Genomic DNA, 23,278 nt, shown 5'->3' on the forward strand with positions numbered 1-23,278 from the left:
TTTACCCGAACAGAATGTGCAGCGTGCGTTTCGAAGCGTAGACCTTATTGCGAGAATCACACGACTCCCGTAAATCCTCGTCACGGCCAGACAAGCGGCAATCACGAAAAAGGCCTCAGCCCACGCGTCATGTGCGGTCTGAGGCCTTTTATCGTTTGGCGGCGAAACTAGAACAGAAAGTAACGCTGCGCCATCGGCAGGATTTCGGCCGGTTCACACCAGAGCAACACGCCGTCGGCCTTGACCTGATAGGTCTGTGGGTCGACGTCGATGTTGGGCAGGTAATCGTTGTGGATCAGGTCGGTTTTCTGCACGTCGCGACAACCTTTGACCACCGCGATTTTTTTCTTCAGGCCCAACGCTTCGGGCAGCCCGGATTCCTGCGCCGCCTGGCTGATGAACGTCAGGCTGGTGGCGTGCAACGAGCCACCATAACTGGCAAACATCGGGCGGTAGTGTACCGGTTGCGGGGTCGGGATAGAGGCGTTGGCGTCGCCCATCAGGCTGGCGGCGATGGCGCCGCCCTTGAGGATCAGCGTCGGTTTCACGCCGAAGAAGGCCGGGCGCCACAGCACCAGATCCGCCCACTTGCCGACTTCCACCGAACCCACTTCATGGCTGATGCCATGGGTGATCGCCGGGTTGATCGTGTACTTGGCGATGTAGCGCTTGGCGCGGAAGTTGTCGTTGCCTTCGCCGTCTTGCGCGAGCGGGCCGCGCTGTTTTTTCATCTTGTCGGCGGTCTGCCAGGTACGCGTGATGACTTCGCCGACGCGGCCCATGGCCTGGCTGTCGGAGCTGATCATCGAGAACGCGCCGAGGTCGTGGAGGATGTCTTCGGCGGCAATGGTTTCGCGGCGGATGCGGCTTTCGGCGAACGCCACGTCTTCGGCGATGCTCGGGTCGAGGTGATGGCAGACCATCAGCATGTCGAGGTGTTCGTCGATGGTGTTGCGCGTAAACGGCCGGGTCGGGTTGGTCGAACTCGGCAGCACGTTGGCGAAACCGCAGGCCTTGATGATATCCGGCGCATGACCGCCACCGGCTCCTTCGGTGTGGTAGGTGTGGATGGTGCGGCCCTTGAACGCGCCGAGGGTGGTTTCGACGAAGCCGGATTCATTCAGGGTGTCGGTGTGGATCGCCACCTGCACGTCGTACTGGTCGGCGACGCTCAGGCAGTTGTCGATGCTTGCCGGGGTGGTGCCCCAGTCCTCGTGGAGCTTGAGGCCGATGGCGCCGGCCTTGACCTGTTCGATCAACGGCTCCGGCAGGCTGGCGTTGCCCTTGCCGGTGAGGCCGATGTTCATCGGGAACGCATCCGCCGCCTGGAGCATCCGCGCCAGGTGCCACGGCCCTGAAGTGCAGGTCGTGGCATTGGTGCCGGTGGCCGGCCCGGTGCCGCCGCCGATCATGGTGGTGACGCCGCTCATCAGCGCTTCTTCGATCTGCTGCGGGCAGATGAAGTGGATGTGAGTATCAATGCCGCCGGCGGTGAGGATCATGCCCTCACCGGCAATTACTTCGGTGCTGGCGCCGATGGCGATGGTCACTCCGGGCTGCACGTCCGGGTTGCCGGCCTTGCCGATGGCGGCGATGCGGCCGTCCTTGAGGCCGACATCGGCCTTGACGATGCCCCAGTGGTCGATGATCAGTGCGTTGGTGATCAGCGTGTCGACCACTTCGGCCGCCAGCAACTGGCTCTGGCCCTGGCCATCGCGGATCACTTTGCCGCCGCCGAATTTCACTTCCTCGCCGTAGGTGGTGAAGTCCTGTTCGACCTCGATCCACAGCTCGGTGTCGGCCAGGCGCACCTTGTCGCCGACGGTGGGGCCGAACATGTCGGCGTAGGCTTGTCTGGAAATCTTCATCTAGCGTCCTTCAGAGAAATAACGACACACACGGACTCAGAGGTCACCCATGACCCGCCCGGCAAATCCGAACACCCGGCGATGTCCGGCGTAATCCACCAGTTCCACCTCGCGGCTCTGGCCCGGCTCGAAACGCACCGCTGTGCCCGCCGGAATGTTCAGGCGCATGCCTCGGCTGGCGGCGCGGTCGAAGGTCAGGGCGTCGTTGGTTTCGAAGAAGTGGTAGTGCGAACCGACCTGGATCGGCCGGTCGCCGCTGTTTGCCACCTTCAGGCTGACGGTGCGGCGACCGACGTTGAGTTCGATGTCGCCGGGCTGGATTTTGTACTCGCCGGGAATCATCAGTTCGCTCCTTGCAGGACTTTGTAATAGAGGGCCGTCGGGCGATAGGTGCCGTTCGGGTCGCAGGCGTAATCGGGGATTTCCCCGGCGCGGGTGTAACCCAGGGCCTTGTAGAAATCTTCGGCCGGGGAGCCGGCCTCGGTATCGAGGTAAAGCATGCCGCGCTTGTACTGGCGGGCCGTCAGTTCCAGCGCTTCCATCAACTGCTGACCGAGGCCGCGCCGCCGGGCGTGTTCGCGCACCAGCAGCTTCTGCACCTCGGCGCGGTTCAGGCCGTTGGCCTTCTGGCACAGGCTCAACTGGACGCTGGCCTGCACCTGTTCGTCCTTGACCACCACCCAGAGCAAGACGTTGCCCTTGTTCAGGTTGTCCTGCACGTCGTCGAAATAGGCGCGGGCCTGCGCGGCATCGAGGTCGGCCATGAAACCGACGCTGGCGCCATAACCCACCGCGTCGAGCAGCAGGTCGATCAGGCCCTGACGATAGTGCGCAAAACTTTCAGCGTTGACGCGTCGCAGTTGGGCGGGGTTCATCGGTGTCACTCCTTGTTGGCGGGCGGCGGCTCCGCGCCAGGATTGAGGGTCAGTTGCATGAAGGTCAGGTCGAGCCAACGGCCGAACTTGGTGCCGACTTGCGGCATCTGCCCGGTGGTGACGAAACCGGCGCGTTCGTGCAGGCGGATCGACGCGGCGTTGCCGCTCTCGATGGCGGCGACCATGATGTGTTTGCCGCAGGTTTTCGCGCGTGCGATCAGCGCGGTCATCAGTTGCGGGCCGAGGCCGTTACCGCGCTGGTCGCTGCGTACGTAGACCGAGTGTTCGACCGTGTGACGGAAACCGTCGAACGGCCGCCAGTCACCGAACGAAGCGTAGCCGAGGGTGGTGTTGTCGGCGTCGACGATCACCAGGATCGGATATCCCTGAGCCTGACGCGCGCTGAACCACGCTTGACGGTTGCCGAGATCGACCGGGGATTCGTTCCAGATCGCCGTGGTGTTGAGCACGGCGTCGTTGTAGATGTCACGGATCGCCGGCAGGTCGGCGTGCAGGGCATCACGGATGGTGTAAGTCATGGCGCGGCCTCAGACGATCGGTTGGTGGACGGTGACCAGTTTGGTGCCGTCGGGAAACGTCGCTTCGACCTGGATCTCCGGGATCATTTCCGGGATGCCTTCCATCACTTGATCGCGGGTCAGCAGAGTGGTGCCGTAGTGCATCAGCTCGGCCACGGTCTGGCCGTCACGGGCGCCTTCGAGCAGCGCTGCCGAGATGAAGGCCATGGCTTCCGGGTAGTTGAGCTTCAAGCCGCGGGCCAGTCGCCGCTCGGCCACGAGGCCGGCGGTGAAGATCAGCAGCTTGTCTTTTTCGCGTGGGGTCAGGTCCATCGTTTGAAATCCATTGTCGGCAGTTGAAGAAAATCAGGTGTTCCAGATACGGGGAGGCAGGGCTTCGCGGCCTAGCAGCGCAGGCCTGAGCAATCGCCACAATTCAATAAGCCATGCCCGAGCCAGCAACGCTTCGCTGGCCAGGCAACGGGCGACCAAAAGACCGGGCAACTGCGTCAGATCCCCGCGCACGTCGTGGCCCAGCGAGCGGCAGCGCTCCAGCAATTCGGCATCGATCTCGCCGGTCACCAGCAACGTCGCGAACACCGGATTGCCATCCAGCCCGATCGGCGAATCAAGCAAACCGTCAGCGCCGACGATGCGCTGGCGTTCGTGCCAAAGCAGTCGGCCATTGCGGCGAATATCCAGATGGGCCTGGAAATGCCCGAGGTCGAAACGCTCGCCACTGGCCGGGCGCCCGAGGGCCACCACGTCCCAGTAAAACAGTCGCGCATCGCCTTCAAGGTCGATTGAGGTCGAGAGTTCAGCCTGGGCGGCGCTGTAGACGATGGTTTCCTGAGGCAGCCATTCCAGTGTCGCGCCGTCAGCGACATGCAGGTTCAGCGACTGATAAGCGGGGCCCGCCGCGCGATACCACTTGGCCGCGCCGGGGCTGGTGATCTGTGCCCAGGCGCATTGTTCGACGCGGGCGCTGATGTCCAGCCGGTCACCGCCGGCAATCCCGCCCGGCGGGTGGACGATGATGTGCTGGCAGACCTCGGGCCCTTCGGCATACAGATGCTTTTGCACCCGCAGCGGGCCGAGGTGGCGACGACGGACCGGGCGCGTGCAATCGCCGAAGCGGGCGTAGGCCAGCTCAAGCTCGGCGTGCCAGCTCGGGGTAAACAGGGCAGTCGCTAAAGGTAAGTTCATGTTTTCTGATTATCGTTAGGACGCTACAGGTTAGATCGTAACCAGTCCGCGCACACCCTCGCTTTCCATATTTTCTCCACGACCCTGCTGCACGATCTCGCCCCGGGACATCACCAGGTATTGATCGGCCAGCTCGGCGGCGAAATCGTAGAACTGTTCCACCAGCAAAATCGCCATGTCACCACGGGCCGAGAGCTTCTTGATTACCGCACCGATTTCCTTGATCACCGACGGTTGAATACCCTCGGTGGGTTCGTCGAGGATCAGCAGTCGCGGACGGCTGGCCAACGCTCGGCCGATGGCGAGCTGTTGTTGCTGACCACCGGACAAATCGCCGCCGCGCCGCTGTTTCATTTGCAGCAGCACCGGGAACAGTTCGTAGATGAACGCGGGTACCTCTTTGGCTTCGCTGCCGGGAAATCGCGACAGGCCCATCAGCAGGTTTTCCTCTACGGTCAGCCGGCCGAAGATTTCCCGACCCTGCGGCACGTAGGCGATCCCGGCGTGCACCCGTTGATGCGGCTTGAACGTGGTGATCGGTTTGCCTTCCCAGTTCACCGCGCCTTCCTTGGCCGGCAGCAGGCCCATCAGGCATTTGAGCAGCGTGGTCTTGCCCACGCCGTTACGGCCGAGCAGGCACGTCACTTCGCCGACCTTCACGTCAAAGCTCAGGCCGCGCAGGATGTGGCTTCCGCCGTAGTACTGGTGCAGTTTTTCGACTTGCAGCATGTTGGAATTCCTCTTCAGCGCCCGAGATAGACTTCGATCACGCGCTCGTTGTCCTGCACCTGCTCCAGTGATCCTTCGGCCAGCACGCTGCCTTGATGCAACACGGTGACGTGGTCGGCAATCGAGCCGACGAAGCCCATGTCGTGTTCCACCACCATCAGCGAATGTTTGCCGGCGAGTGACTTGAACAGTTCGGCGGTGAACTCGGTTTCGGCGTCGGTCATGCCGGCCACCGGTTCGTCGAGCAACAGCAATTGCGGGTCCTGCATCAGCAACATGCCGATTTCCAGAAACTGCTTCTGCCCGTGGGACAGCAGCCCCGCCGGACGGTTGACCGAAGTAATCAGGCGAATGGTGTCGAGCACTTCGCTGATCCGGTCTTTCTGCTCGCTGCTCAACTTCGCCCGCAGACTGGCCCACACCGACTTGTCGGTCTTCTGCGCCAATTCCAGGTTTTCGAACACGCTCAATGCTTCGAACACCGTCGGCTTCTGGAACTTGCGCCCGATGCCGGCCTGGGCGATCTGCACTTCGCTCATCTGTGTCAGGTCTAGGGTTTCGCCGAACCATGCCTTGCCATGACTGGGGCGGGTCTTGCCGGTGATCACGTCCATCAGCGTGGTCTTGCCCGCGCCGTTGGGGCCGATGATGCAGCGCAGTTCGCCGACGCCGATGTACAGGTTCAGATTGTTCAGCGCCCGGAAACCATCGAAGCTGACGCTGATGTCTTCCAGGGTCAGGATGGTGCCGTGACGGGTGTTCAGTCCCGGCCCGACGCGCTGGCCGAGACCGAGCGCATCACGGCTGGTGCCGGCGTCCTTGTTCGGTTCCAGCGGCGGGAAGAAGGCTGGCTCCAGCATGAATTCAGCGCTCGCTGTGACTCTCATGATTCACCTCGTTTCTTCAGCAGACCGATCACGCCTTTGGGCAGGTACAACGTCACGACGATGAACAGCGCGCCAAGGAAGAACAGCCAGTATTCGGGGAAGGCCACGGTGAACCAGCTCTTCATGCCGTTGACCACACCGGCGCCAAGCAGCGGGCCGATCAGCGTGCCGCGCCCGCCAAGAGCCACCCATACGGCGGCTTCGATGGAGTTGGTCGGCGACATTTCGCTGGGGTTGATGATCCCCACCAGCGGCACGTACAGCGCGCCGGCCAAGCCACACAAGACCGCGCTCAACACCCAGATGAACAGTTTGAAACCGCGAGGATCGTAGCCGCAAAACATCAGGCGGTTTTCCGCATCGCGCAGCGCGGTAAGCACCCGGCCGAACTTGCTGCGGGCCAGGCGCCAACCGATGAACAGGCTCGCCACCAGCAGCAACACCGTTGCCAGAAACAGCACGGCGCGGGTGCCGGGTTCGGTGATGCCGAAACCGAGGATCGTGCGGAAATTGGTGAAGCCGTTATTGCCGCCGAAACCGGTCTCGTTGCGGAAAAACAGCAGCATCCCGGCGAAGGTCAGGGCTTGGGTCATGATCGAGAAATACACGCCCTTGATCCGCGAACGGAAGGCGAAAAAGCCGAACACCAGCGCCAGCAACCCCGGCGCCAGCACCACCAGACACATCGCCCAGAGGAAGTGGCCGGTGCCGCTCCAGTACCACGGCAACTCGGTCCACGACAGGAACGTCATGAACGCCGGCAAGCCATCGCCGGCGGCCTGACGCATCAGATACATGCCCATCGCATACCCGCCGAGGGCGAAGAACAGACCGTGGCCCAGCGACAGCAGGCCGGCGTAACCCCAGACCAGATCCAGCGCCAGGGCGACGATGGCGTAGCAGAGGATCTTGCCGACCAGCGTCAGGGTGTAGGCCGAAACGTGCAGTGCGTTGTCCTGTGGCAACAACGAAAACAGCGGCAGCGCGATCAGTAGCGCGAGAACGACGGCACCGACAGCGAGGGTGACTTTGGGTCCGGCCTTTTGTGTGGCCGTGACTAGTAGAGGCTGGTTCATCAGTCGATCACCCGTCCTTTCAGTGCGAAGAGGCCTTGCGGACGTTTCTGGATGAACAGAATGATCAGCGCGAGGATCAGGATCTTGCCGAGCACCGCACCGATCTGCGGTTCGAGAATCTTGTTGGCGATGCCCAGGCCGAAGGCGGCGAATACGCTGCCGGCCAGTTGGCCTACGCCGCCGAGCACCACCACCAGGAACGAGTCGATGATGTAGCTCTGGCCCAGATCCGGGCCGACGTTGCCGATCTGGCTCAGGGCCACGCCACCGAGTCCTGCAATGCCCGAGCCAAGGCCGAAGGCGAGCATGTCGACACGCCCGGTGGGCACACCGCAGCAGGCGGCCATGTTGCGATTCTGGGTGACGGCGCGCACGTTCAGACCGAGGCGGGTCTTGTTCAGCAGCAGCCAGGTCAGCACCACTACGAACAAGGCGAAGGCGATGATCACGATGCGGTTGTACGGCAGCACCAGATTCGGCAGCACCTGAATCCCGCCGGACAGCCATGCCGGGTTCGCCACTTCAACGTTCTGCGCACCGAACAGCAACCGGACAAGCTGAATCAGCATCAGGCTGATGCCCCAGGTGGCGAGCAGGGTTTCCAGCGGGCGGCCGTAGAGGTGACGAATCACCGTGCGCTCCAGGGCCATGCCGATGGAGGCAGTGACGAAAAACGCCACCGGCAGCGCGATCAATGGATAGAACTCGATGGCCTGCGGTGCGTAGCGCTGAAACATCAACTGCACGACGTAAGTCGAGTAGGCGCCGAGCATCAGCATTTCGCCGTGAGCCATGTTGATTACACCCAGCAGGCCGAAGGTGATCGCCAGTCCCAAGGCTGCAAGCAACAGAATCGAACCAAGTGACATGCCGCTGAACGCCTGGCCGAGCAGTTCGCCGATCAGCAGTTTGCGTTTGACCTGGGCGAGGCTGGTTTCGGCGGCGGTGTGCACGTTGGCGTCGGCTTCGACGCCGGGTTCGAGCAGGCCTTCGAGGCGAGTGCGGGCCAGCGGGTCGCCGGTTTCACCGAGCAGCCGCACAGCCGCAAGACGTACCGCCGGGTCAGTGTCGACCAGTTGCAGGTTGGCCAGCGCCAGGCTCAGGGCGGCGTGAACGCTTTCATCTGTTTCGCCAGCCAGTTGCCGGTCGAGGAATTTCAGCTGCGCCGGTTTGGCGCTTTTCTGCAATTGTTGCGCGGCGCTCAGACGGGTTTTGGCGTCGGCGGCGAGCAATTGGTGGCTGGCCAGTGCGGTGTCGATCAGACCCCGCAGGCGGTTGTTCAGGCGCAGGGTCTTGGTTTGGCCGTCGACGGTCAGTTCGCCTTGTTGCAGGGCGTTGATCAGTTCGACACGGGCCGGTTCGGGCTGCGCGGCCCAGGCTTCCAGCAGTTTGGCCTGTTGCATCGGGTTGGCGGCGACGAAGTCTTCGGCGTCCCCGGCGTGGGTGACCATCGGCAGCAAAAGTGCGAGGGCCAGGATCAAGCGGTAAAGGGCAGTGGGCATATGAAATGGCCTTGCTTGGTGATCGTTCCCACACAGACGGTTCGACGCCTCGACGTGGGAACGATCAGGTTGAGCGGGTTAACTCAGTTGCTCTTCACCGCATAATCCGGCTTCTTGTCGTTACCCGGAATGAACGGGCTCCAAGGCTGCGCACGGATCGGCCCTTCGGTCTGCCACACGACGTTGAACTGACCGTCGCTCTGGATCTCGCCGATCATCACCGGTTTGTGCAGGTGGTGATTGGTCTTGTCCATGGTCAGGGTGTAGCCGGACGGCGCGGCGAAAGTCTGGCCGCCGAGGGCTTCGCGGACCTTGTCGACGTCGGTGGATTTGGCTTTTTCCGCCGCTTGCGCCCACATATGGATGCCGACGTAAGTGGCTTCCATCGGGTCGTTGGTCACCGCTTTGTCGGCGCCCGGCAGGTTGTGTTTCTTCGCGTAGGCTTTCCAGTCATCGACGAACTTCTTGTTCACCGGGTTCTCCACCGACTCGAAGTAGTTCCACGCCGCGAGGTTGCCCACCAGCGGTTTGGTGTCGATACCGCGCAGTTCTTCTTCGCCCACCGAGAACGCCACCACCGGTACGTCGGTCGCTTTCAGGCCCTGGTTGGCCAGCTCTTTGTAGAACGGCACGTTGGAGTCGCCATTCACGGTGGAGATCACAGCGGTCTTGCCGCCGGCCGAGAATTTTTTGATGTTGGCGACGATGGTTTGATAGTCGCTATGGCCAAACGGGGTGTAGACCTCTTCGATGTCTTTATCCGCTACGCCTTTGGAATGCAGGAACGAACGCAGGATCTTGTTGGTAGTGCGCGGGTAGACGTAGTCGGTGCCGAGCAGGAAGTAGCGCTTGGCGCCGCCACCTTCTTCGCTCATCAGGTATTCAACCGCCGGGATTGCCTGCTGGTTCGGCGCGGCGCCGGTGTAGAACACGTTCGGCGACATTTCTTCGCCTTCATATTGCACCGGGTAGAACAGCAGGCCGTTGAGTTCTTCGAACACCGGCAGCACCGATTTGCGCGACACCGAAGTCCAGCAACCGAACACCACCGCCACCTTGTCCTGCGTCAACAGCTGCCGGCCTTTTTCCGCGAACAGCGGCCAGTTCGACGCCGGGTCGACCACCACCGGTTCAAGCATCTTGCCGTTCACCCCGCCCTTGGCGTTGATCTCGTCGATGGTCATCAACGCCATGTCTTTGAGCGATGTTTCGGAGATCGCCATGGTGCCGGACAACGAATGCAGAATCCCGACCTTGATGGTCTCGGCGGCCTGTACCGTCCAGGTCATGCCCATCGCGGCAATGGATGCCGTGAGTGTGAAAGCCTTGATCAAACTGCGACGCTTCATTGTGCGATCTCCACGAACGTTAAAGTTTTTTATGGTTGGCAGATGCGAACGACTGAAGGGTGTTTTGCAAGGGCTGTGCCCGGTCGGGTTTGGGCAGGAAAGTGTCGGTTTAGAGCGAATGCGCACGGAGTCGGCGCACCACGAGGGGACGTGTTGCATGCAAAGGTGCAGCGGGGTGCGCCAGATTGGGGCGCACCCAGTGGATTCAGCGGCGGCGCATCAGGCCGATGAAAAACAGCCCGCCGAGCGCTGCGGTGGCGACGCCGATGGGCAGGTCTTCGGGGGCGATCAGCGTGCGGGCGGCGACGTCCACCCAGACGAGGAAAACGCTGCCGAGCAATACGCAGACTGGCAGCAGGCGCCGATGTTCAGCACCGATCAGACGCCGGGCAATGTGCGGCACCATCAAGCCGACAAAACCGATAGAGCCACTGATCGACACCAGCACCCCGGTCATCAGCGAAGCGATCACGAACACCCGTAGACGCACCGCTCTAGCATTCAGGCCGAGGGTGACGGCGGTCTGTTCGCCGGCCATCAAGGCGTTCAGCGGTCGGGCCATGCCCAGCAGTAGAGTCAACCCGAGCAACACGCTCAGTGCCGGCACGGCCAACAACTCCCAGCGCGCCAGACCGAGGCCGCCGAGCATCCAGAACATGACTGCCGAACTGGCCCGGTGATCGCCCATGAACAGCAGCAGGTTGGCGATCGCCATCATCACGAACGACACCGCCACGCCGCACAGCAACAGGCGATCGCTGTCCAGCCGACCCTGACGGTTGGCGATGCCCAGCACCAGAAACATGCTCAACAATGCGCCGATGAACGCGGCAATCGGCAAGGTCAGCAGACCGACGATTTCACCGACGTGCAGTACCACGATCACTGCGCCGAGGGTGGCGCCGGAGGTGACACCGAGCAGGTGCGGATCGGCCAGCGGATTACGCGTCACCGCTTGCAGCACGGCACCGATCAACGCCAGCCCGGCGCCGACCAGTGCACCGAGCAGCGTGCGCGGCACGCGGATCAGCCAGACGATGTGTTCCTGGCCGGCGCTCCAGTCCGGCGCGCCGAGGCCGAACAGTTTGTACAGCAGAATCCGCCCCACCACGTCCACCGGCACCCGCGCCGGGCCGAAGCCCAGCGACACCACGCACGACACCAGCAGCGCCGCGCCGAGGGCGATCAGCAGCCAGCCGTAACGACGATTGATCATTCGCCGTGGAACCCTTTGGCCAGGGTTTCAACCGCCAGCACGTTGTCGATCCCTGGCGTGGCCTGCACGTAAGGGATGACGATGAAGCGCTGGTTCCTGATCGCGTCCACCGATTGCAGGGCCCTGTTCTTCAGCAGGAATTCAATCTTCTGCTCGGCGGTGATTTCGCTGTAGTCGACGATGACGATCACCTGCGGATTGCGCTCGACCACCGTTTCCCAGTTGACCCGCGTCCAGCTCGCATCGACGTCATCGAGGATGTTGCGCCCACCAGAAGCGTCGATCAGCGCTTGCGGCATGCCGAGGCGGCCGGAGGTCATGGCGCGGTCTTCGCCGCTGTCGTACAGGAACACCCGCGGTTTCTCGGCGGGCATGTCTTTGCGGATGTCCGCGACCTGACTTTGCATGTCAGCGATCAGTGCGTTGGCGCGATCCTGCACATCGAAGATTTTGCCGAGGTTGCGCAGGTCGTTGTAGGTGTCTTCCAAAGTGGCAGCCGGACGCTTCATCACGAAGGCGCAGGACTCGGTCAGCTCATAGACGTTGATGCCCAGCGGTTGCAGGGTCTGCGGCGTGAGATCGCCGCCGACGCGCATGCCGTAATCCCAGCCGGCGAAGAAGAAGTCGACGTTGGCGTTGAGCAACGTTTCCACCGACGGGTACTTGGCTGCCAGCTCCGGCAAACCGTCGAGCAGCCACTGCATTTCCGGCGTCACAGACTTCCAGCCACTGACGCCGCTGTAGCCGGCCATCTTCGACTTGAGGCCGAGGGCGAGCATCATCTGGGTCATATTGATGTCGTGGCTGACCGCGTGTTTCGGCGCTTCCTTGAAGGTCACTTCGCGGTTGCAGCTGTGGATCGTCAGCGGGTACTTCGTGGCCTCGGCAAAGGCTTGGGTGGTGCCCAGCAACAGAGCGAGGCAAAGCAAGGAACGCACAGTCATGGTCGGGTTATCCAGGTGATTCGCGGGTAGCCGTGGAGGGGGTGTGGATCGATCAATGCTTCGACGCCGAACACGTCGCGCAGCAATTCAACCGTGAGCACTTCTTGCGGGGTGCCGCTGGCGACGATGCGACCGTGGTTGATCACATACAACCGGTCGCAGAACGCGGCGGCCAGGTTCAGGTCGTGGATGCTCGCCAACGTGCCGATCTGCAGACGCTTGACCAGCTGCAGCAGCTCCAGCTGATAACGCGGGTCGAGGTGGTTGGTCGGCTCGTCGAGGATCAGCAGTTGCGGTTGCTGGGTCAGGGCGCGGGCCAGGATCACTCGCTGTTTTTCACCGCCGGACAACGTGGCGAACGCGTGATCTTCGAAGCCGTCCAGGCCCACGGACTTGAGGGCCTGAGTGGCGAGCTGGCGGTCTTGCAGCGTGTCGCCATCGAACAGGCGTTTGTGCGGCGTGCGGCCCATGGCGACCACTTCTTCGACGCTCAGGCCGAAGGCATCGGGGAATTCCTGCAGGACCACGGCGATGCGTTGCGCACACCAGCGTGAGGATTGCTTCCAGACGTTGTGGTGCTCGAGTTTGACCTCACCGTGCTCCGGTTGACTGAAGCGGTAGGCGCAGCGCAACAGGCTGGTCTTGCCGCTGCCATTGGGCCCGATCAACCCGACGAACTCACCGGCGGCCACTTGTAACGAGGCGTCACGCAGCTGGAACTGGTGATGGCAGCGGTCGTGGCCCAGGGGGGACCAGGCGAGATCGGTGAGGGACAGTGAGGTCATGTGTTGTTCAGCTTGAAGTCCATGAAGTGAATCCGGCCGTTCCATCGCCCGCAGTCGGTCAGCGCAAAAGAAAGCCCGCAGCGTGGGCGGCGGGCAATGAGCTGAAATATGGTTATACAGTAACACTTAAATCTGCCGAATATCAGGTCCGGCAGTTTAAGGACTTGTCTGAAACCTGCATCTCGCCAGTCTCATGATGAAGTTGAGGCAGATTCAGCTTGTCGGCCCAGACGCGACAGCAGCAGTCGATCCAGCACCCAAACCACCACCAGCGAAGCGCCCACCAGCGGAAACACCACCGCCAGCATCAGCATGATAGCCACCCCGATTTTCCATTTCGGTAGATCGTGGCGCAGCGGCGGAACACCGAACTTGCCCTGTGGCCGGCGCTTCCACCAGATCACCACGCCGCTGACGGCGCTGAGCAGGATCATCAGGCAGATCAGCAGCACGATGATCTGGTTGAAGGTGCCGAACATCTTGCCTTCATGGAGCATCACGCCGATCTCCGTAGCGCGGGCAACAGCACCGTACTGCTCGAAGCGCACATCGGCCAACACTTTGCCGGTGTACTGATCGACGTGCAGGGTCGCATCGTTGCGCGGATCGTCGGCGAACACGGCGATGGTGAACACGCCGGTGGCGGTGGTCGGCATCGTGATGCTGTAGCCCGGCTCGACCTTGCGCTCGATGGCGATGTTCTGCACCTCTTGCAGGCTGATGATCGGCGCGGCGGGGCCGTGTTGCATGCCGCCGTGGGCCATGTGTTCGGCGTGGTCGCCGGACATCGGCATCGGCGTGTTTTCCATGGCCCACGGGACGGTCTGGCGGGCGGCGTTGTTGAGGCTGCCGGCCTCGACGTCGGAGGTCGGCACGTTGTTCCACATCGCCGCCGGGAACACGTTCCAGACCTGGGCGTACTGCTTGCCCCAGAAGCCGGTCCAGGTCATGCCGCTGAGCAGCATCACCAGCAGCAACGCCGCGCCCCAGAATCCGGTAACGGCATGCAGGTCACGCCACAGCACGCGACCGCGACTGTTCAGACGTGGCCACAGAATCCCCGCGGCCTGGCCGCGCGGCCACCACAGGAAAACCCCGGACACCACCAGCACCACGCCCCAGCCGGCGGCCAGTTCGATCAATCGGTCACCGACGGTGCCGATCATCAGTTCGCCGTGGATCGCCCGGGCGAGCGCCTGCAGGTTCTGCTTGGCATCCTGCTCGCCGAGGATGTCGCCGTGGTACGGATCGACGAACACGTTCAGCTCATGGCCGGCATTCTTCACCACGAATTGCGCGCTGCGTTCGGCGTTCGCGGGTGGCAGGTACTGGGTGACCTGGCCCTGTGGATAAGCGCTTTTGACCTTTTGCAGCAAGTCATCGGCCGGCACGGTGTGATGCCCGGCGGGGACGTTCAGCAGGCTGCTGTACATCAGCGAATCAAGCTGTGGCTTGAACAAGTAAATGATGCCGGTCAGGGCCAGCATCACCATGAATGGCGCGACGAACAATCCGGCATAAAAATGCCAACGCCAGGCCAGGTTGTAGAAGTTCGGTTTGGGCTGTTTCATCACGAGTGCTCCGCTTGGCTTGGATCTTCTAGTTGTCTGGTGTCACTCGCTCCTCAAGGGGAGCGAGTGCCCTTGAGGGTTAGAAACTCATGTCCACCTTGGTCCAGAGCGTGCGCCCCGGTTCATTGATGGCTTGCGGGTCGTTGGCCGGGTAGCCGAACCCGGCGTTGCCCGCCAGGTTGAGGTGTTCGGCGTAAGCCTTGCCGAACAGGTTGTCGACGCCGGTACTGACCTTCCAGTTTTTGTTGATCCGGTAGGCACCGTTGAGCGAGAACACGCCGAAGCCCGAACTCTTGTCGTAATCCTTGCCGACCACGTTGCCCTTGTTCTGGTCGATACGGTTTTGCGCGGCAACCACCCTCCACAGTGCGCCGGCGCTCCAGTTGTCTTCGCTGTAGGTCAGGCCGAAACGTGCATCCAGCGGCGGCATCTGCGGCAAGGCTTTGCCGTCGCTGCTGTTCTTGCCCCAGGCGTAGGCCAGGGTCGCATCGGCTTTCCAGTTGTCGTTGAGTTTGTAAGCGGCACCGAGTTCTCCGCCCATGATCCGCGCGTCGATGTTTTCGGCGCGGGAGGTGCTCATGCCCATCATTGTCGGGGTGTAGTCGAACAGGATGTAGTCGCGCACCACACCGATGTAGCCCGAGGCCCAGGCTTCGAGGTCGGCATCCTTGTAGTTCACACCGAAGTCGAGCTGGGTGGTTTTTTCCGGTTTGATCGAATCGAATGCATTGACCGAGCCGGACGGTCCGGACTTGGGCGAGAACAGCTCCCAGTAATCCGGGAACCGCTGCGCATGGCCGAGGCCGGCGTAGAGCGTGGTCGGGCTGTCGGCCAGGTCATGCTCGTAACGCACGAAGCCGCTTGGCAGGGTGTCGGCGCGGGTATCGCCGGCGGTCGGGTTCGGCCGGGACATCATTCCCGAGCCGGTGGTCTGCCGATAATCCCTGGCCGAGGCACGGTCGATCCGGGCACCGGTGATCAGCCGGTCGCGGTCGGCGGCGTACCAGGTCATCTCGCTGAATACACCGTAGTTATGGAAATCGGCGTCCTTGGTGTATGGCTGATCCTTGTAGGTATCGATGCCCATGCCGCTGCGCTGACGGTGTTCGTTGGTCTGCGCATCGAGGCCGGTGATCAGCTGGATATCGGCCCAGCGCCAGGTGGCCTTGATCCGCGCGCCGAGGGTGCGACGGTCGACGTTGGACGCCATGGGACCTGCCATCATCCCGGTGCCGGACGGCGTGCGCAGGGTGTAGTTGTCCATCACATGGTCGGCGTAGTTGTAGTAGACCTGGGCTTCGAGCTTCTCCAGCACGTCGGTGATGTTGGATTTCTCGAAACGCAGACCGAGGCTTTCGCGCAGGAATTGCGAGCCGTCCATGCCACGTCCGGCGTAGCGCGCCTCGCCGTCGCCCTTGCCGGCGGTGAGTTCGATCAGGGTGTCGGCGTCCGGGGTCCAGCCCAGCGCCACGTCGCCGTTCCACTTGTCATAGCGCGAGGCGACGGTGTCGTTATTGCCGTCGCGGTAGTCGTCGGAGTGCGCGGTATTGCCGATCACCCGCACGTAGCCCAGCGGTCCGCCGGCCGCCGCATCGACGACTTTGTCGAAGCGCCCGTTGGAGCCGGCCAGTACGCTGGCATTCACGCGGGTGCCGAGTTCGCCGAAGCTTTCCGGCTCACGGTCGAAGAGGATCGTGCCGGCGGATGCGCCCGGTCCGTAGAGCACGGTTTGCGGGCCTTTGATCACGGTGAGTTTGTCGTAGGTCTCGGGCGAGATGTACGAGGTCGGCGCGTCCATCCGGCCGGGGCAGGCGCCGAGCATCATGCTGCCGTTGGTGAGGATGTTCAGGCGCGAGCCGAACATGCCGCGCAGTACCGGATCACCGTTGGTGCCGCCGTTGCGCACCAGGGCGAAGCCGGGAATCGTCTTCAGGTAGTCACCACCGTCGCTGGCCGGCACCGGTTGGCGTGGGTCTTTCGGGTTGGTGACGATGGTCAGCGGCGAGCTTGGGGCGATGGCGGTGATCACCGTCGGGCTCAGTTCTTCAGCGTGGCCGGCGTGTTCATCGGCGTGGACCAGCGGGGACAGCAGGACGCCGCAAAGGACGGCGGTAGCGTGCCTGAAACGGATGCGCGATTCGTTCAGGGCGAAGGACGCCGGGGCAGAACCCGAGCGTAGGACAGCAGAAAACCTGGACATGACAATTTCCATCAAACAGTCGTAAACGACACGGCCGGCAGCCTGAAGCTGTCTTCTCAACCGTGTGCAATCAGAGGTGGGTGTTTACGCTGCGACGGGCGGGGCGCGGCTGCGGGCGCCAGGGAAGAAGGTCTGCCGGGCATGGCCCAGACGCGGGGAGGGTGGGGTGAAGGTGTTGACGTGGGCGATGCTGAACGTGGCAAAAGTGCCGCCACCGGTCAGCGCCGGGCAGTTGAACAGCAGGCTGCAGTAGCCGCATTTTTCCCACAGCACATGGTGGGCAGATTGCGGCGGGCAGTGCTCGGCCGAGGGTTTCGCTTCATGCGCGGAGTGATCCATGCCCGCCATATCCATGCTCATTGGCATGGATGTCGAGGCGTGCTGATCCATCGGCATCGACTGAGAAATCAGCGGGCCGATGAAGATCATCAACATGGCGAACAGGGCGATCCAGCTGCCGCGTGTCAGGTGTTCGGTCTGACGGCGTTGCACGGATGCCCCGGCGCTGCGCGGGCGCACGGGCGGAGTCTGCCGGAACGGTTATTGGGCGTGCGCGTGTTCCGGCATGTCCTGCGGTGGTTTCTTCTGCACGGCGACTTCGACCGTTACGTTACCGGCCTTTTCGAAATGCATCGTCAGCGGGAAGCGCTTGCCGTCGACCAACAGGCTGCGGTCGGTCGGATTCATCAGCATCACGTGATAGGCCATCGGCGCGAAGGTCACGTTTCCACCGGCCGGGATGGCCACGTTCGGCACTTGTTGCATCTTCATCAGATCGCCCTGCATCACGTGTTCGTGCAGTTCCGCTGTCGGGGCGATGGGCGAATCGACACTGAGCAGGCGGTCAGCGGTTTTGCCAGCGTTGTGAATGATGAAATACGCGGCAACGGTCGGTGCATTCGGCGGCAGTTCCTGCGACCACGGGTGGGCGATTTCCAGCTCGCCGGCCTTGTATTCGTGGGCATGGGCGAAGCACGCAGGCAGCAACAGCGCAGCGATGACGATGAGTTTGTTCAACATGGCAGTTCTCCAGAACGATTTGAAACGCAGGTCAAATGCGGGAACAAATCAAACCAGAGGGGAAGCGCGGGGATTGAGGCTCGGCCATTGCTGGCGCGGTGTCGGGGTTTGCAGCACGGCGGGCGCCACACTGCGATTGCTTTCGTATTGGGCGAAATACAGCTGCGGCGAATGCCCCGGCAACGCCACCACCGGTGCCGATCCGGAACAGCACCAGCAATGCTGCATGGTCGAATGATTTTCACCGCTTTGCGGCGCTTTCTGATCGAGGCTGCCGATGTCGATCGCCACCATCTTCGTCCCGCTGCCGGTGCAGAAACTGCTCCACAGCAACTGCTCGGCCGGCGTCTGCGCCGCCTGCGCCATCGCTCCCGTCAACGGCATGGCGAGCATGTTGAACAGCACTGCAAAGCAGGCGATCCAGGCAAATGCGAGCCGGTGTCGGTTCATGGGACAGATCCGTAGGGTGGGCGATCAGGCGCGGCTATTTAGCCTGATCAGGGCCGATAAGTAAAAAAGCGTCGTGCGGTTTGGTGTCGCAGCGCACTTTCAAGAGAGTGTAGCGGCTCGAATTTGCATTGCATGGGACTTGCGTCAACAACTGAAGCTATCGCGAGAGGAAAAAACTCAGCCCCGATCACGTTTTTCAAGAGCCGAGATGACGTCAGCAACCGTCCCAAACTCCCTATCAACCCCTGCCAACTCCGGCCGCTTCAACACCATCACCGGTATCCCAAGCTCCCGCGCCACGTCCAGTTTCGGCTCGGTTGCGGTGCTGCCGCTGTTCTTGCTGATCAGCACGTCGATCTGCCGGCGTTCGAACAGCGCCCGCTCATCCTCCAGCAGAAACGGCCCACGGGCACCGATGACTTCGCAGCGCTCGTTGCCGGGGTAGGCGTCGAGGGCGCGCAGGGTCCAGAACTGGTGCGCCGGGATTTCATCGAGGTGTTGCAGCGGTTCGCGGCCGAGGGTGAACAGGGGGCGGCGGAAGGGGGCGAGGGCGGCGATCAGTTCCGCCCAGTCGGCGACTTCACGCCAGTCATCGCCCGGTTGTGGTTGCCACGCGGGGCGGCGCAGGGCCCAGCAGGGGATGCCGGTGTGTTGCGCAGCGGTGGCGGCGTTGTGGCTGATTTGTGCGGCGTACGGATGGGTCGCGTCGAGCAGCAGATCGATGCCTTCATCGCGAATGAACTGCGCCAGACCTTCGGCACCACCATAGCCGCCGACGCGCACCTGACACGTCAGATCAGTCGGCACCCGGCCCACTCCGGCCAGGCTGTAAATGTGTTCCGGCCCCAAAGTGCGCGCGATGGCCAACGCTTCAGTCACGCCGCCCAGCAACAAGATCCGTTTCATACAAAAGCTCCCGCGCGGCCAACAATGCCGCCCTGACGGTCGATCGCAAACACCTCGACCTGCACCTGTGCCGGGACCACGCTGCGGGCGAATTCCAGTGCATGGCGGCAAACTTCATCGCCCAGCGCAACACCCGCCGCACTGGCCATCGCCAACGCCTGCTGACTGGTGTTCGCCCCGCGAATGGATTGCTGCAAAGTGTCGTCAGCGCCAATCGCCGCCGCCCAGTCGGCCAGTTGCGGCAGGTCGATGCTCGAATGTCGTGAGTGCAGATCCATGTGCCCGGCCGCCAGTTTGCTGATCTTGCCGAAGCCGCCGCACAGACTGAGTTTATCCACAGGCACCTTGCGCAGGTGCTTGAGCACGGCGCCGACGAAATCGCCCATTTCGATCAGGGCGATTTCCGGCAGGTCGTAGACCCGACGCATAGTGTCTTCGCTGGCGTTGCCGGTGCAGGCGGCGATGTGCAGGTAGCCGTTGGTTTTCGCCACGTCGATGCCTTGATGGATCGAGGCGATGTACGCCGCGCAGGAAAACGGCCGGACGATGCCGCTGGTGCCAAGGATCGACAGGCCGCCGAGAATGCCCAGGCGCGGGTTCATGGTCTTCAGCGCCAAGGCTTCGCCGCCCTCGACATTGACCGTCACCTCGAAGCCGCCGCGATAGCCGGTTTCTTCGGCGAGCAGCGTCAGGTGATCGCTGATCATCTTGCGCGGCACCGGATTGATCGCCGGTTCGCCGACGCCCAGCACCAGCCCCGGGCGGGTGACGGTGCCCACGCCTTTGCCGGCAATGAAGCGAATCCCCGGCTCGGCCATCAGTTGCACGCGGGAATAGAGCAGGGCGCCGTGAGTAACGTCCGGGTCGTCGCCGGCATCTTTGATCGTTCCCGCTTCGGCGCCGTCATCGGTCAGCCGACAGAACTCCAGGCGCATCTGCACCTGCTTGCCCTTGGGCAACACGATCTGCACGGCGTCCGCCACCACTCCGCCGAGCAGCAGGCGCGCGGCGGCGAGGCTGGTGGCCGTGGCGCAGCTGCCGGTGGTCAGGCCGCTGCGCAGGGGCGCGGGTTGTTCGGCGGTTTCGTCACGCATCGAGGGGTTTGACCAGATCGAGCAGGGTGATCGGCAAGGCCTGGCGCCAGGTGTCGAACTCGCCCAGGGGCTGCGCCTGGGCGATGTGGATGCGGGTCAGTTCGCCGCCGTGGCGTTCGCGCCAGCTCATCAAGGTCATTTCGCTTTGCAGGGTCACCGCGTTGGCGACCAATCGGCCACCGGGTTTGAGTTGTTCCCAGCAGGTTTCCAGCACGCCTTCGCGGGTCACGCCGCCGCCGATGAAAATCGCGTCCGGGCGTTCCAGTCCGGCGAGGGCTTGCGGTGCGCGGCCGCGAATCAGCTGCAGGCCGGGAACACCCAGCGCATCGCGGTTGTGTTCGATCAACTGCTGGCGACCGTCATCGGCCTCGATGGCCAGAGCGCGGCAGCTCGGGTGAGCGCGCATCCACTCGATGCCGATCGAGCCGCTGCCCGCACCGACGTCCCACAGTAGTTCGCCCGGGGTCGGTGCGAGGCGGGCGAGGGTGATAGCGCGCACGTCGCGTTTGGTCAGTTGGCCGTCATGCCGGAAGGCAGAGTCCGGCAGGCCGGCGAGGCGCGACAGGCTCGGAGTGCCTGGATCCGCCAGACATTCGATGGCGACCACGTTGAGGTCGGCAATGACCGGGTCATTCCAGTCGTTGGCGGTGCCGTCGATCCGGCGCTCGGCGCTGCCGCCCAGATGTTCCAGGACGCTCAGGCGACTGGCGCCGAACCCGCGCTCGCGCAGCAATGCCGCAACGGCCGCCGGGCTTTGACCGTCGTTGCTCAGCAGCAACAGGCGCACGCCGCTAAACAGTTGTGCGTTGAGGGCCGCAAGCGGGCGAGCCACCAGCGATAGCACGCTGACGTCCTGCAACGGCCAGCCCAGTCGGGCCGCTGCCAGCGAGCAAGAGGACGGTGCCGGCAGAATCAGCATCTCGGCCCCCGGCACCTGCCGTGCCAGACTCGCGCCAACGCCGTAGAACATCGGATCACCGCTGGCCAGCACGCACACTGCTTCGCCATGGCGGTCAAGAACCGGAGCCAGCGAAAACGGGCTTGGCCACAACTGGCGCTCGCCACGGATGCACACCGGCAGCAGATCCAGCTGACGCTGACCGCCGACGATCCGCGAAGCGCTCAGCAGGGCGCGCCGGGCATTTTTGCCAAGACCTTTGAAACCGTCTTCAGCAATGCCTACAACCGTCAGCCAAGGGGTCATGCGGATCCTCATCATGGGTTTTTCGTGGATGGGCGACATGATAACGCGGCTGTCTCGAACTGGCTGCCTTGCATTTTTACGAGGCTCGGACATCAAGTGTCGAAGTTGTTATTTGTTGAGAGGGTTTGTTTGTTGTTAGTTTCGGTGTTCTTCCTGTTTTTCAGGTTGCGTTTGATGTTGTCATTTATTTTTATGATGTGAGGGTTTAAATGTGAGTGTGTACTTGGAGGCGGGGCGGCTATGGAGCAGTTTATGGAAGTGAGTAGTTCCAGTGTCGTGGAAAGCAACTTGTTGGCTTTTTTCTCTGGAGTGAGTCATCAAGAAAAGCAATACATCAAGGACAGCATGCGATGGGCGGAGTATCAGGCGGATCTACGTCATGACAGACAACGTCGTCCGGTCGACTGGTTTGAATTTTATTCGGGAACACTCTGGTCCGTAGGCTGGGAATTGCAAGGTGCACCAGTAATTGTCGTGGAAAATAACTTTTCCGGGAATGTTCTCGATATCTGGGCGAAATCTATGTCGACGCTGCTGAGCAGGGGAAAAATCAGTCAGATGAGAGAGACCTTCAAGCTGCTCGAAACTCATCCTGAAGGGCTGGATCTGCTCACTCAAAGTACTAGGAAGTTGGGCGACTTTAGCTTTTCTCCTGCCTTTTATAATTCCAGTCAGGAACTGGAAATGGTCATCAGCAATGTGCGCATGCTGAGCAATAACTGGGGCTCCAGGTACCTGTTCTGGGAGGTAGACCATTCAATGTCCAAGCTTGATATTCAATCCAGACGGTTAGTGGTCACTTCAAAAAAAAATGGACCAGCATCGATCTGGCCTGAGTGACGCGGTAAAAGAGATGAGGAGGAAGGAAATCGAGTTGATGAGGTGATAGTGCGCTCTTGTTTTTCGGTGTTGTTTGAAATGTCTAGAATGCTATGGAGTTTGATAAATTTTTTTTGGCTTGTTAGTTTTTGATTACGCCATGAGGGCGTAATTGGTTTAATTAAAGGAATGGATGTTGTGAACGAATTTACCAAGCAGGTAGTTGCCGCGGAGCAACGTGTAGCTCTGATTCAAGAGTGTAATGATTTTATCGCCGCGCGGCCTGTTCCGCGTGCAATGAAGTTTTCCGCTGGCGCGACACTCCCGGTCGACAAGGATGAACTTAACGCGGCCATTATGGGGACAGGCATTGCCGGTTTTGACGAAAGTATGTCCAAGCGCAGCAAGCGCATTGTTAAAAATACGTATATGTACGCCGATCTGGTGTCCTTGCTCAAATACCCTTCCGCCAGCCAGAAGGAACAGCGTTACAACGAATTCATGCGACTGATGAAACTGTCGGGCTGGTTTGCCTTCAGTCAGCCTTACAATCGTTACAAGGCCACCTCCACGAAACTGACCATGGACAACATTGCGCTGAGCATCATCAATACCGCGCTGACAGCGGCGGTGGGTCAGGGTGCAGCCGTCTTGAAAGTACTCAAGGACGTGGCAGACACCACCATGGACGCACTGAAAGATGTCCCGCAAGCGCTGACAGTTTTTGAACGCAACACCAAGAAAGCGGAAGGCGGCAACTTCTGCATGTCGAGTGCTCTGGAGGACAAGGACGGTACGATCACCATGGCAATCGCGGCCGTGCAGTACATGGCTGCGGCGCAACCGACCAAGGTACTGTTTGTCGAGTGGACTGCATCCAGTGTCGACATCTATAACGGCTCCGCCATCATGACTATGGACGAAGAAGACTACCTGTCGGTCGAGCCACTGATCGTCAAGGCACTGACCGCGGAGCGTGAAAAAGCGCTCAGCTATGAGTTTGGCGCCGCCTGATATTCATTGAAGCCAGAGGCATGGGCCTCTGGCTTTTTATAAGGA

General features: G+C 61.8%; 24 protein-coding genes. 2 read left to right on the forward strand and 22 right to left on the reverse strand.

Going from position 1 to position 23,278, the window contains the following annotated elements:
- Positions 1–167 precede the first annotated feature (167 nt).
- From ureC to cbiE, 22 genes are all read right to left on the reverse strand, one after another.
- The gene (ureC, locus tag NH234_RS03825; protein ID WP_085732702.1) at positions 168–1,868 is read right to left on the reverse strand and encodes an urease subunit alpha; all 1,701 of its coding nucleotides are present in this window, start codon (positions 1,866–1,868) and stop codon (positions 168–170) included.
- A 36-nt stretch (positions 1,869–1,904) separates the two neighbouring features.
- Positions 1,905–2,210 (reverse strand): urease subunit beta, encoded by a 306-nt coding sequence (locus NH234_RS03830; protein ID WP_007950605.1) that lies wholly within the window; start codon positions 2,208–2,210, stop codon positions 1,905–1,907.
- Positions 2,210–2,743, reverse strand: coding sequence for a GNAT family N-acetyltransferase (locus tag NH234_RS03835; protein ID WP_064593169.1), 534 nt, complete (start codon positions 2,741–2,743; stop codon positions 2,210–2,212). The genes NH234_RS03830 and NH234_RS03835 overlap by 1 nt, the downstream gene beginning before the upstream one ends.
- 5 nt (positions 2,744–2,748) lie before the next feature.
- Positions 2,749–3,282, reverse strand: a complete 534-nt coding sequence (locus tag NH234_RS03840; protein ID WP_085732703.1) for a GNAT family N-acetyltransferase — start codon at positions 3,280–3,282, stop codon at positions 2,749–2,751.
- A gap of 9 nt (positions 3,283–3,291) precedes the next feature.
- Positions 3,292–3,594 carry an urease subunit gamma gene (gene ureA / locus NH234_RS03845; protein WP_085732704.1) on the reverse strand — a complete coding sequence of 101 codons (303 nt, stop codon included), beginning with the start codon at positions 3,592–3,594 and terminating at the stop codon, positions 3,292–3,294.
- 33 nt (positions 3,595–3,627) lie between these two features.
- Positions 3,628–4,467, reverse strand: a complete 840-nt coding sequence (locus tag NH234_RS03850) for an urease accessory protein UreD (protein WP_367255658.1) — start codon at positions 4,465–4,467, stop codon at positions 3,628–3,630.
- A gap of 30 nt (positions 4,468–4,497) precedes the next feature.
- On the reverse strand, positions 4,498–5,196 hold the full coding sequence (urtE, locus tag NH234_RS03855; RefSeq protein ID WP_367255659.1) for an urea ABC transporter ATP-binding subunit UrtE: 699 nt from the start codon (positions 5,194–5,196) through the stop codon (positions 4,498–4,500).
- 14 nt (positions 5,197–5,210) lie between these two features.
- The gene (gene urtD / locus NH234_RS03860) at positions 5,211–6,083 is read right to left on the reverse strand and encodes an urea ABC transporter ATP-binding protein UrtD (RefSeq protein ID WP_367255660.1); all 873 of its coding nucleotides are present in this window, start codon (positions 6,081–6,083) and stop codon (positions 5,211–5,213) included.
- A complete protein-coding gene (urtC, locus tag NH234_RS03865; RefSeq protein ID WP_085732708.1) occupies positions 6,080–7,159 on the reverse strand; it encodes an urea ABC transporter permease subunit UrtC in 1,080 nt (359 codons plus the stop codon). The genes urtD and urtC overlap by 4 nt, the downstream gene beginning before the upstream one ends.
- Positions 7,159–8,661, reverse strand: coding sequence for an urea ABC transporter permease subunit UrtB (urtB, locus tag NH234_RS03870; protein WP_367255661.1), 1,503 nt, complete (start codon positions 8,659–8,661; stop codon positions 7,159–7,161). Before urtB ends, urtC begins: the two co-directional genes overlap by 1 nt.
- An 83-nt stretch (positions 8,662–8,744) precedes the next feature.
- Positions 8,745–10,010 carry an urea ABC transporter substrate-binding protein gene (gene urtA / locus NH234_RS03875; protein ID WP_085732710.1) on the reverse strand — a complete coding sequence of 422 codons (1,266 nt, stop codon included), beginning with the start codon at positions 10,008–10,010 and terminating at the stop codon, positions 8,745–8,747.
- Between the two features lie 205 nt (positions 10,011–10,215).
- Complete coding sequence (locus NH234_RS03880) at positions 10,216–11,226, reverse strand: iron ABC transporter permease (RefSeq protein WP_085732711.1); 1,011 nt, start codon at positions 11,224–11,226, stop codon at positions 10,216–10,218.
- Positions 11,223–12,170 carry an ABC transporter substrate-binding protein gene (locus tag NH234_RS03885; RefSeq protein ID WP_367255662.1) on the reverse strand — a complete coding sequence of 316 codons (948 nt, stop codon included), beginning with the start codon at positions 12,168–12,170 and terminating at the stop codon, positions 11,223–11,225. Before NH234_RS03885 ends, NH234_RS03880 begins: the two co-directional genes overlap by 4 nt.
- Positions 12,167–12,955 (reverse strand): ABC transporter ATP-binding protein, encoded by a 789-nt coding sequence (locus NH234_RS03890; RefSeq protein WP_367255663.1) that lies wholly within the window; start codon positions 12,953–12,955, stop codon positions 12,167–12,169. The genes NH234_RS03885 and NH234_RS03890 overlap by 4 nt, the downstream gene beginning before the upstream one ends.
- Positions 12,956–13,146: 191 nt before the next feature.
- Positions 13,147–14,526, reverse strand: a complete 1,380-nt coding sequence (locus NH234_RS03895) for a PepSY-associated TM helix domain-containing protein (protein ID WP_367255664.1) — start codon at positions 14,524–14,526, stop codon at positions 13,147–13,149.
- A 79-nt stretch (positions 14,527–14,605) separates the two neighbouring features.
- The gene (locus NH234_RS03900) at positions 14,606–16,726 is read right to left on the reverse strand and encodes a TonB-dependent copper receptor (protein ID WP_367255665.1); all 2,121 of its coding nucleotides are present in this window, start codon (positions 16,724–16,726) and stop codon (positions 14,606–14,608) included.
- Positions 16,727–16,810: 84 nt separating this feature from the next.
- Positions 16,811–17,245, reverse strand: coding sequence for a DUF2946 domain-containing protein (locus NH234_RS03905; protein ID WP_085732716.1), 435 nt, complete (start codon positions 17,243–17,245; stop codon positions 16,811–16,813).
- Positions 17,246–17,266: 21 nt separating this feature from the next.
- A complete protein-coding gene (locus NH234_RS03910) occupies positions 17,267–17,746 on the reverse strand; it encodes a copper chaperone PCu(A)C (protein WP_367255666.1) in 480 nt (159 codons plus the stop codon).
- 48 nt (positions 17,747–17,794) lie between these two features.
- Positions 17,795–18,196, reverse strand: a complete 402-nt coding sequence (locus NH234_RS03915) for a DUF2946 domain-containing protein (RefSeq protein WP_367255667.1) — start codon at positions 18,194–18,196, stop codon at positions 17,795–17,797.
- Between the two features lie 177 nt (positions 18,197–18,373).
- Positions 18,374–19,102, reverse strand: a complete 729-nt coding sequence (locus NH234_RS03920) for a cobalt-precorrin-6A reductase (RefSeq protein ID WP_367255668.1) — start codon at positions 19,100–19,102, stop codon at positions 18,374–18,376.
- Entirely contained in the window at positions 19,099–20,196 is a 1,098-nt protein-coding gene (locus NH234_RS03925) for a cobalt-precorrin-5B (C(1))-methyltransferase (protein ID WP_367255669.1), read from the reverse strand. Before NH234_RS03925 ends, NH234_RS03920 begins: the two co-directional genes overlap by 4 nt.
- Positions 20,189–21,400, reverse strand: a complete 1,212-nt coding sequence (gene cbiE, locus NH234_RS03930; protein ID WP_367255670.1) for a precorrin-6y C5,15-methyltransferase (decarboxylating) subunit CbiE — start codon at positions 21,398–21,400, stop codon at positions 20,189–20,191. Before cbiE ends, NH234_RS03925 begins: the two co-directional genes overlap by 8 nt.
- 252 nt (positions 21,401–21,652) lie before the next feature.
- Between cbiE and NH234_RS03935 the strand changes: the two genes are divergently transcribed.
- Both NH234_RS03935 and NH234_RS03940 read left to right on the forward strand, forming a co-directional pair.
- Positions 21,653–22,240 carry a hypothetical protein gene (locus tag NH234_RS03935; RefSeq protein WP_367255671.1) on the forward strand — a complete coding sequence of 196 codons (588 nt, stop codon included), beginning with the start codon at positions 21,653–21,655 and terminating at the stop codon, positions 22,238–22,240.
- 177 nt (positions 22,241–22,417) lie between these two features.
- On the forward strand, positions 22,418–23,233 hold the full coding sequence (locus NH234_RS03940) for a hypothetical protein (RefSeq protein WP_367255672.1): 816 nt from the start codon (positions 22,418–22,420) through the stop codon (positions 23,231–23,233).
- Positions 23,234–23,278 lie beyond the last annotated feature (45 nt).

This window comes from Pseudomonas sp. stari2 (assembly GCF_040760005.1).
Taxonomy (GTDB): domain Bacteria; phylum Pseudomonadota; class Gammaproteobacteria; order Pseudomonadales; family Pseudomonadaceae; genus Aquipseudomonas.

Excerpts from the sequence above, each read along its gene's own strand:
- urtA (WP_085732710.1), bottom strand. The coding sequence starts at position 10,010 with ATGAAGCGTCGCAGTTTGATCAAGGCTTTCACACTCACGGCATCCATT.
- NH234_RS03925 (WP_367255669.1), bottom strand. The coding sequence starts at position 20,196 with ATGCGTGACGAAACCGCCGAACAACCCGCGCCCCTGCGCAGCGGCCTG.
- cbiE (WP_367255670.1), bottom strand. The coding sequence starts at position 21,400 with ATGACCCCTTGGCTGACGGTTGTAGGCATTGCTGAAGACGGTTTCAAA.
- urtE (WP_367255659.1), bottom strand. The coding sequence starts at position 5,196 with ATGCTGCAAGTCGAAAAACTGCACCAGTACTACGGCGGAAGCCACATC.
- NH234_RS03885 (WP_367255662.1), bottom strand. The coding sequence starts at position 12,170 with ATGACTGTGCGTTCCTTGCTTTGCCTCGCTCTGTTGCTGGGCACCACC.
- ureC (WP_085732702.1), bottom strand. The coding sequence starts at position 1,868 with ATGAAGATTTCCAGACAAGCCTACGCCGACATGTTCGGCCCCACCGTC.
- urtB (WP_367255661.1), bottom strand. The coding sequence starts at position 8,661 with ATGCCCACTGCCCTTTACCGCTTGATCCTGGCCCTCGCACTTTTGCTG.
- NH234_RS03895 (WP_367255664.1), bottom strand. The coding sequence starts at position 14,526 with ATGAAACAGCCCAAACCGAACTTCTACAACCTGGCCTGGCGTTGGCAT.
- NH234_RS03920 (WP_367255668.1), bottom strand. The coding sequence starts at position 19,102 with ATGAAACGGATCTTGTTGCTGGGCGGCGTGACTGAAGCGTTGGCCATC.
- NH234_RS03830 (WP_007950605.1), bottom strand. The coding sequence starts at position 2,210 with ATGATTCCCGGCGAGTACAAAATCCAGCCCGGCGACATCGAACTCAAC.
- urtD (WP_367255660.1), bottom strand. The coding sequence starts at position 6,083 with ATGAGAGTCACAGCGAGCGCTGAATTCATGCTGGAGCCAGCCTTCTTC.
- NH234_RS03835 (WP_064593169.1), bottom strand. The coding sequence starts at position 2,743 with ATGAACCCCGCCCAACTGCGACGCGTCAACGCTGAAAGTTTTGCGCAC.
- NH234_RS03890 (WP_367255663.1), bottom strand. The coding sequence starts at position 12,955 with ATGACCTCACTGTCCCTCACCGATCTCGCCTGGTCCCCCCTGGGCCAC.
- urtC (WP_085732708.1), bottom strand. The coding sequence starts at position 7,159 with ATGAACCAGCCTCTACTAGTCACGGCCACACAAAAGGCCGGACCCAAA.
- NH234_RS03915 (WP_367255667.1), bottom strand. The coding sequence starts at position 18,196 with ATGAACCGACACCGGCTCGCATTTGCCTGGATCGCCTGCTTTGCAGTG.
- NH234_RS03840 (WP_085732703.1), bottom strand. The coding sequence starts at position 3,282 with ATGACTTACACCATCCGTGATGCCCTGCACGCCGACCTGCCGGCGATC.
- NH234_RS03935 (WP_367255671.1), top strand. The coding sequence starts at position 21,653 with ATGGAAGTGAGTAGTTCCAGTGTCGTGGAAAGCAACTTGTTGGCTTTT.
- NH234_RS03910 (WP_367255666.1), bottom strand. The coding sequence starts at position 17,746 with ATGTTGAACAAACTCATCGTCATCGCTGCGCTGTTGCTGCCTGCGTGC.
- ureA (WP_085732704.1), bottom strand. The coding sequence starts at position 3,594 with ATGGACCTGACCCCACGCGAAAAAGACAAGCTGCTGATCTTCACCGCC.
- NH234_RS03880 (WP_085732711.1), bottom strand. The coding sequence starts at position 11,226 with ATGATCAATCGTCGTTACGGCTGGCTGCTGATCGCCCTCGGCGCGGCG.
- NH234_RS03850 (WP_367255658.1), bottom strand. The coding sequence starts at position 4,467 with ATGAACTTACCTTTAGCGACTGCCCTGTTTACCCCGAGCTGGCACGCC.
- NH234_RS03900 (WP_367255665.1), bottom strand. The coding sequence starts at position 16,726 with ATGTCCAGGTTTTCTGCTGTCCTACGCTCGGGTTCTGCCCCGGCGTCC.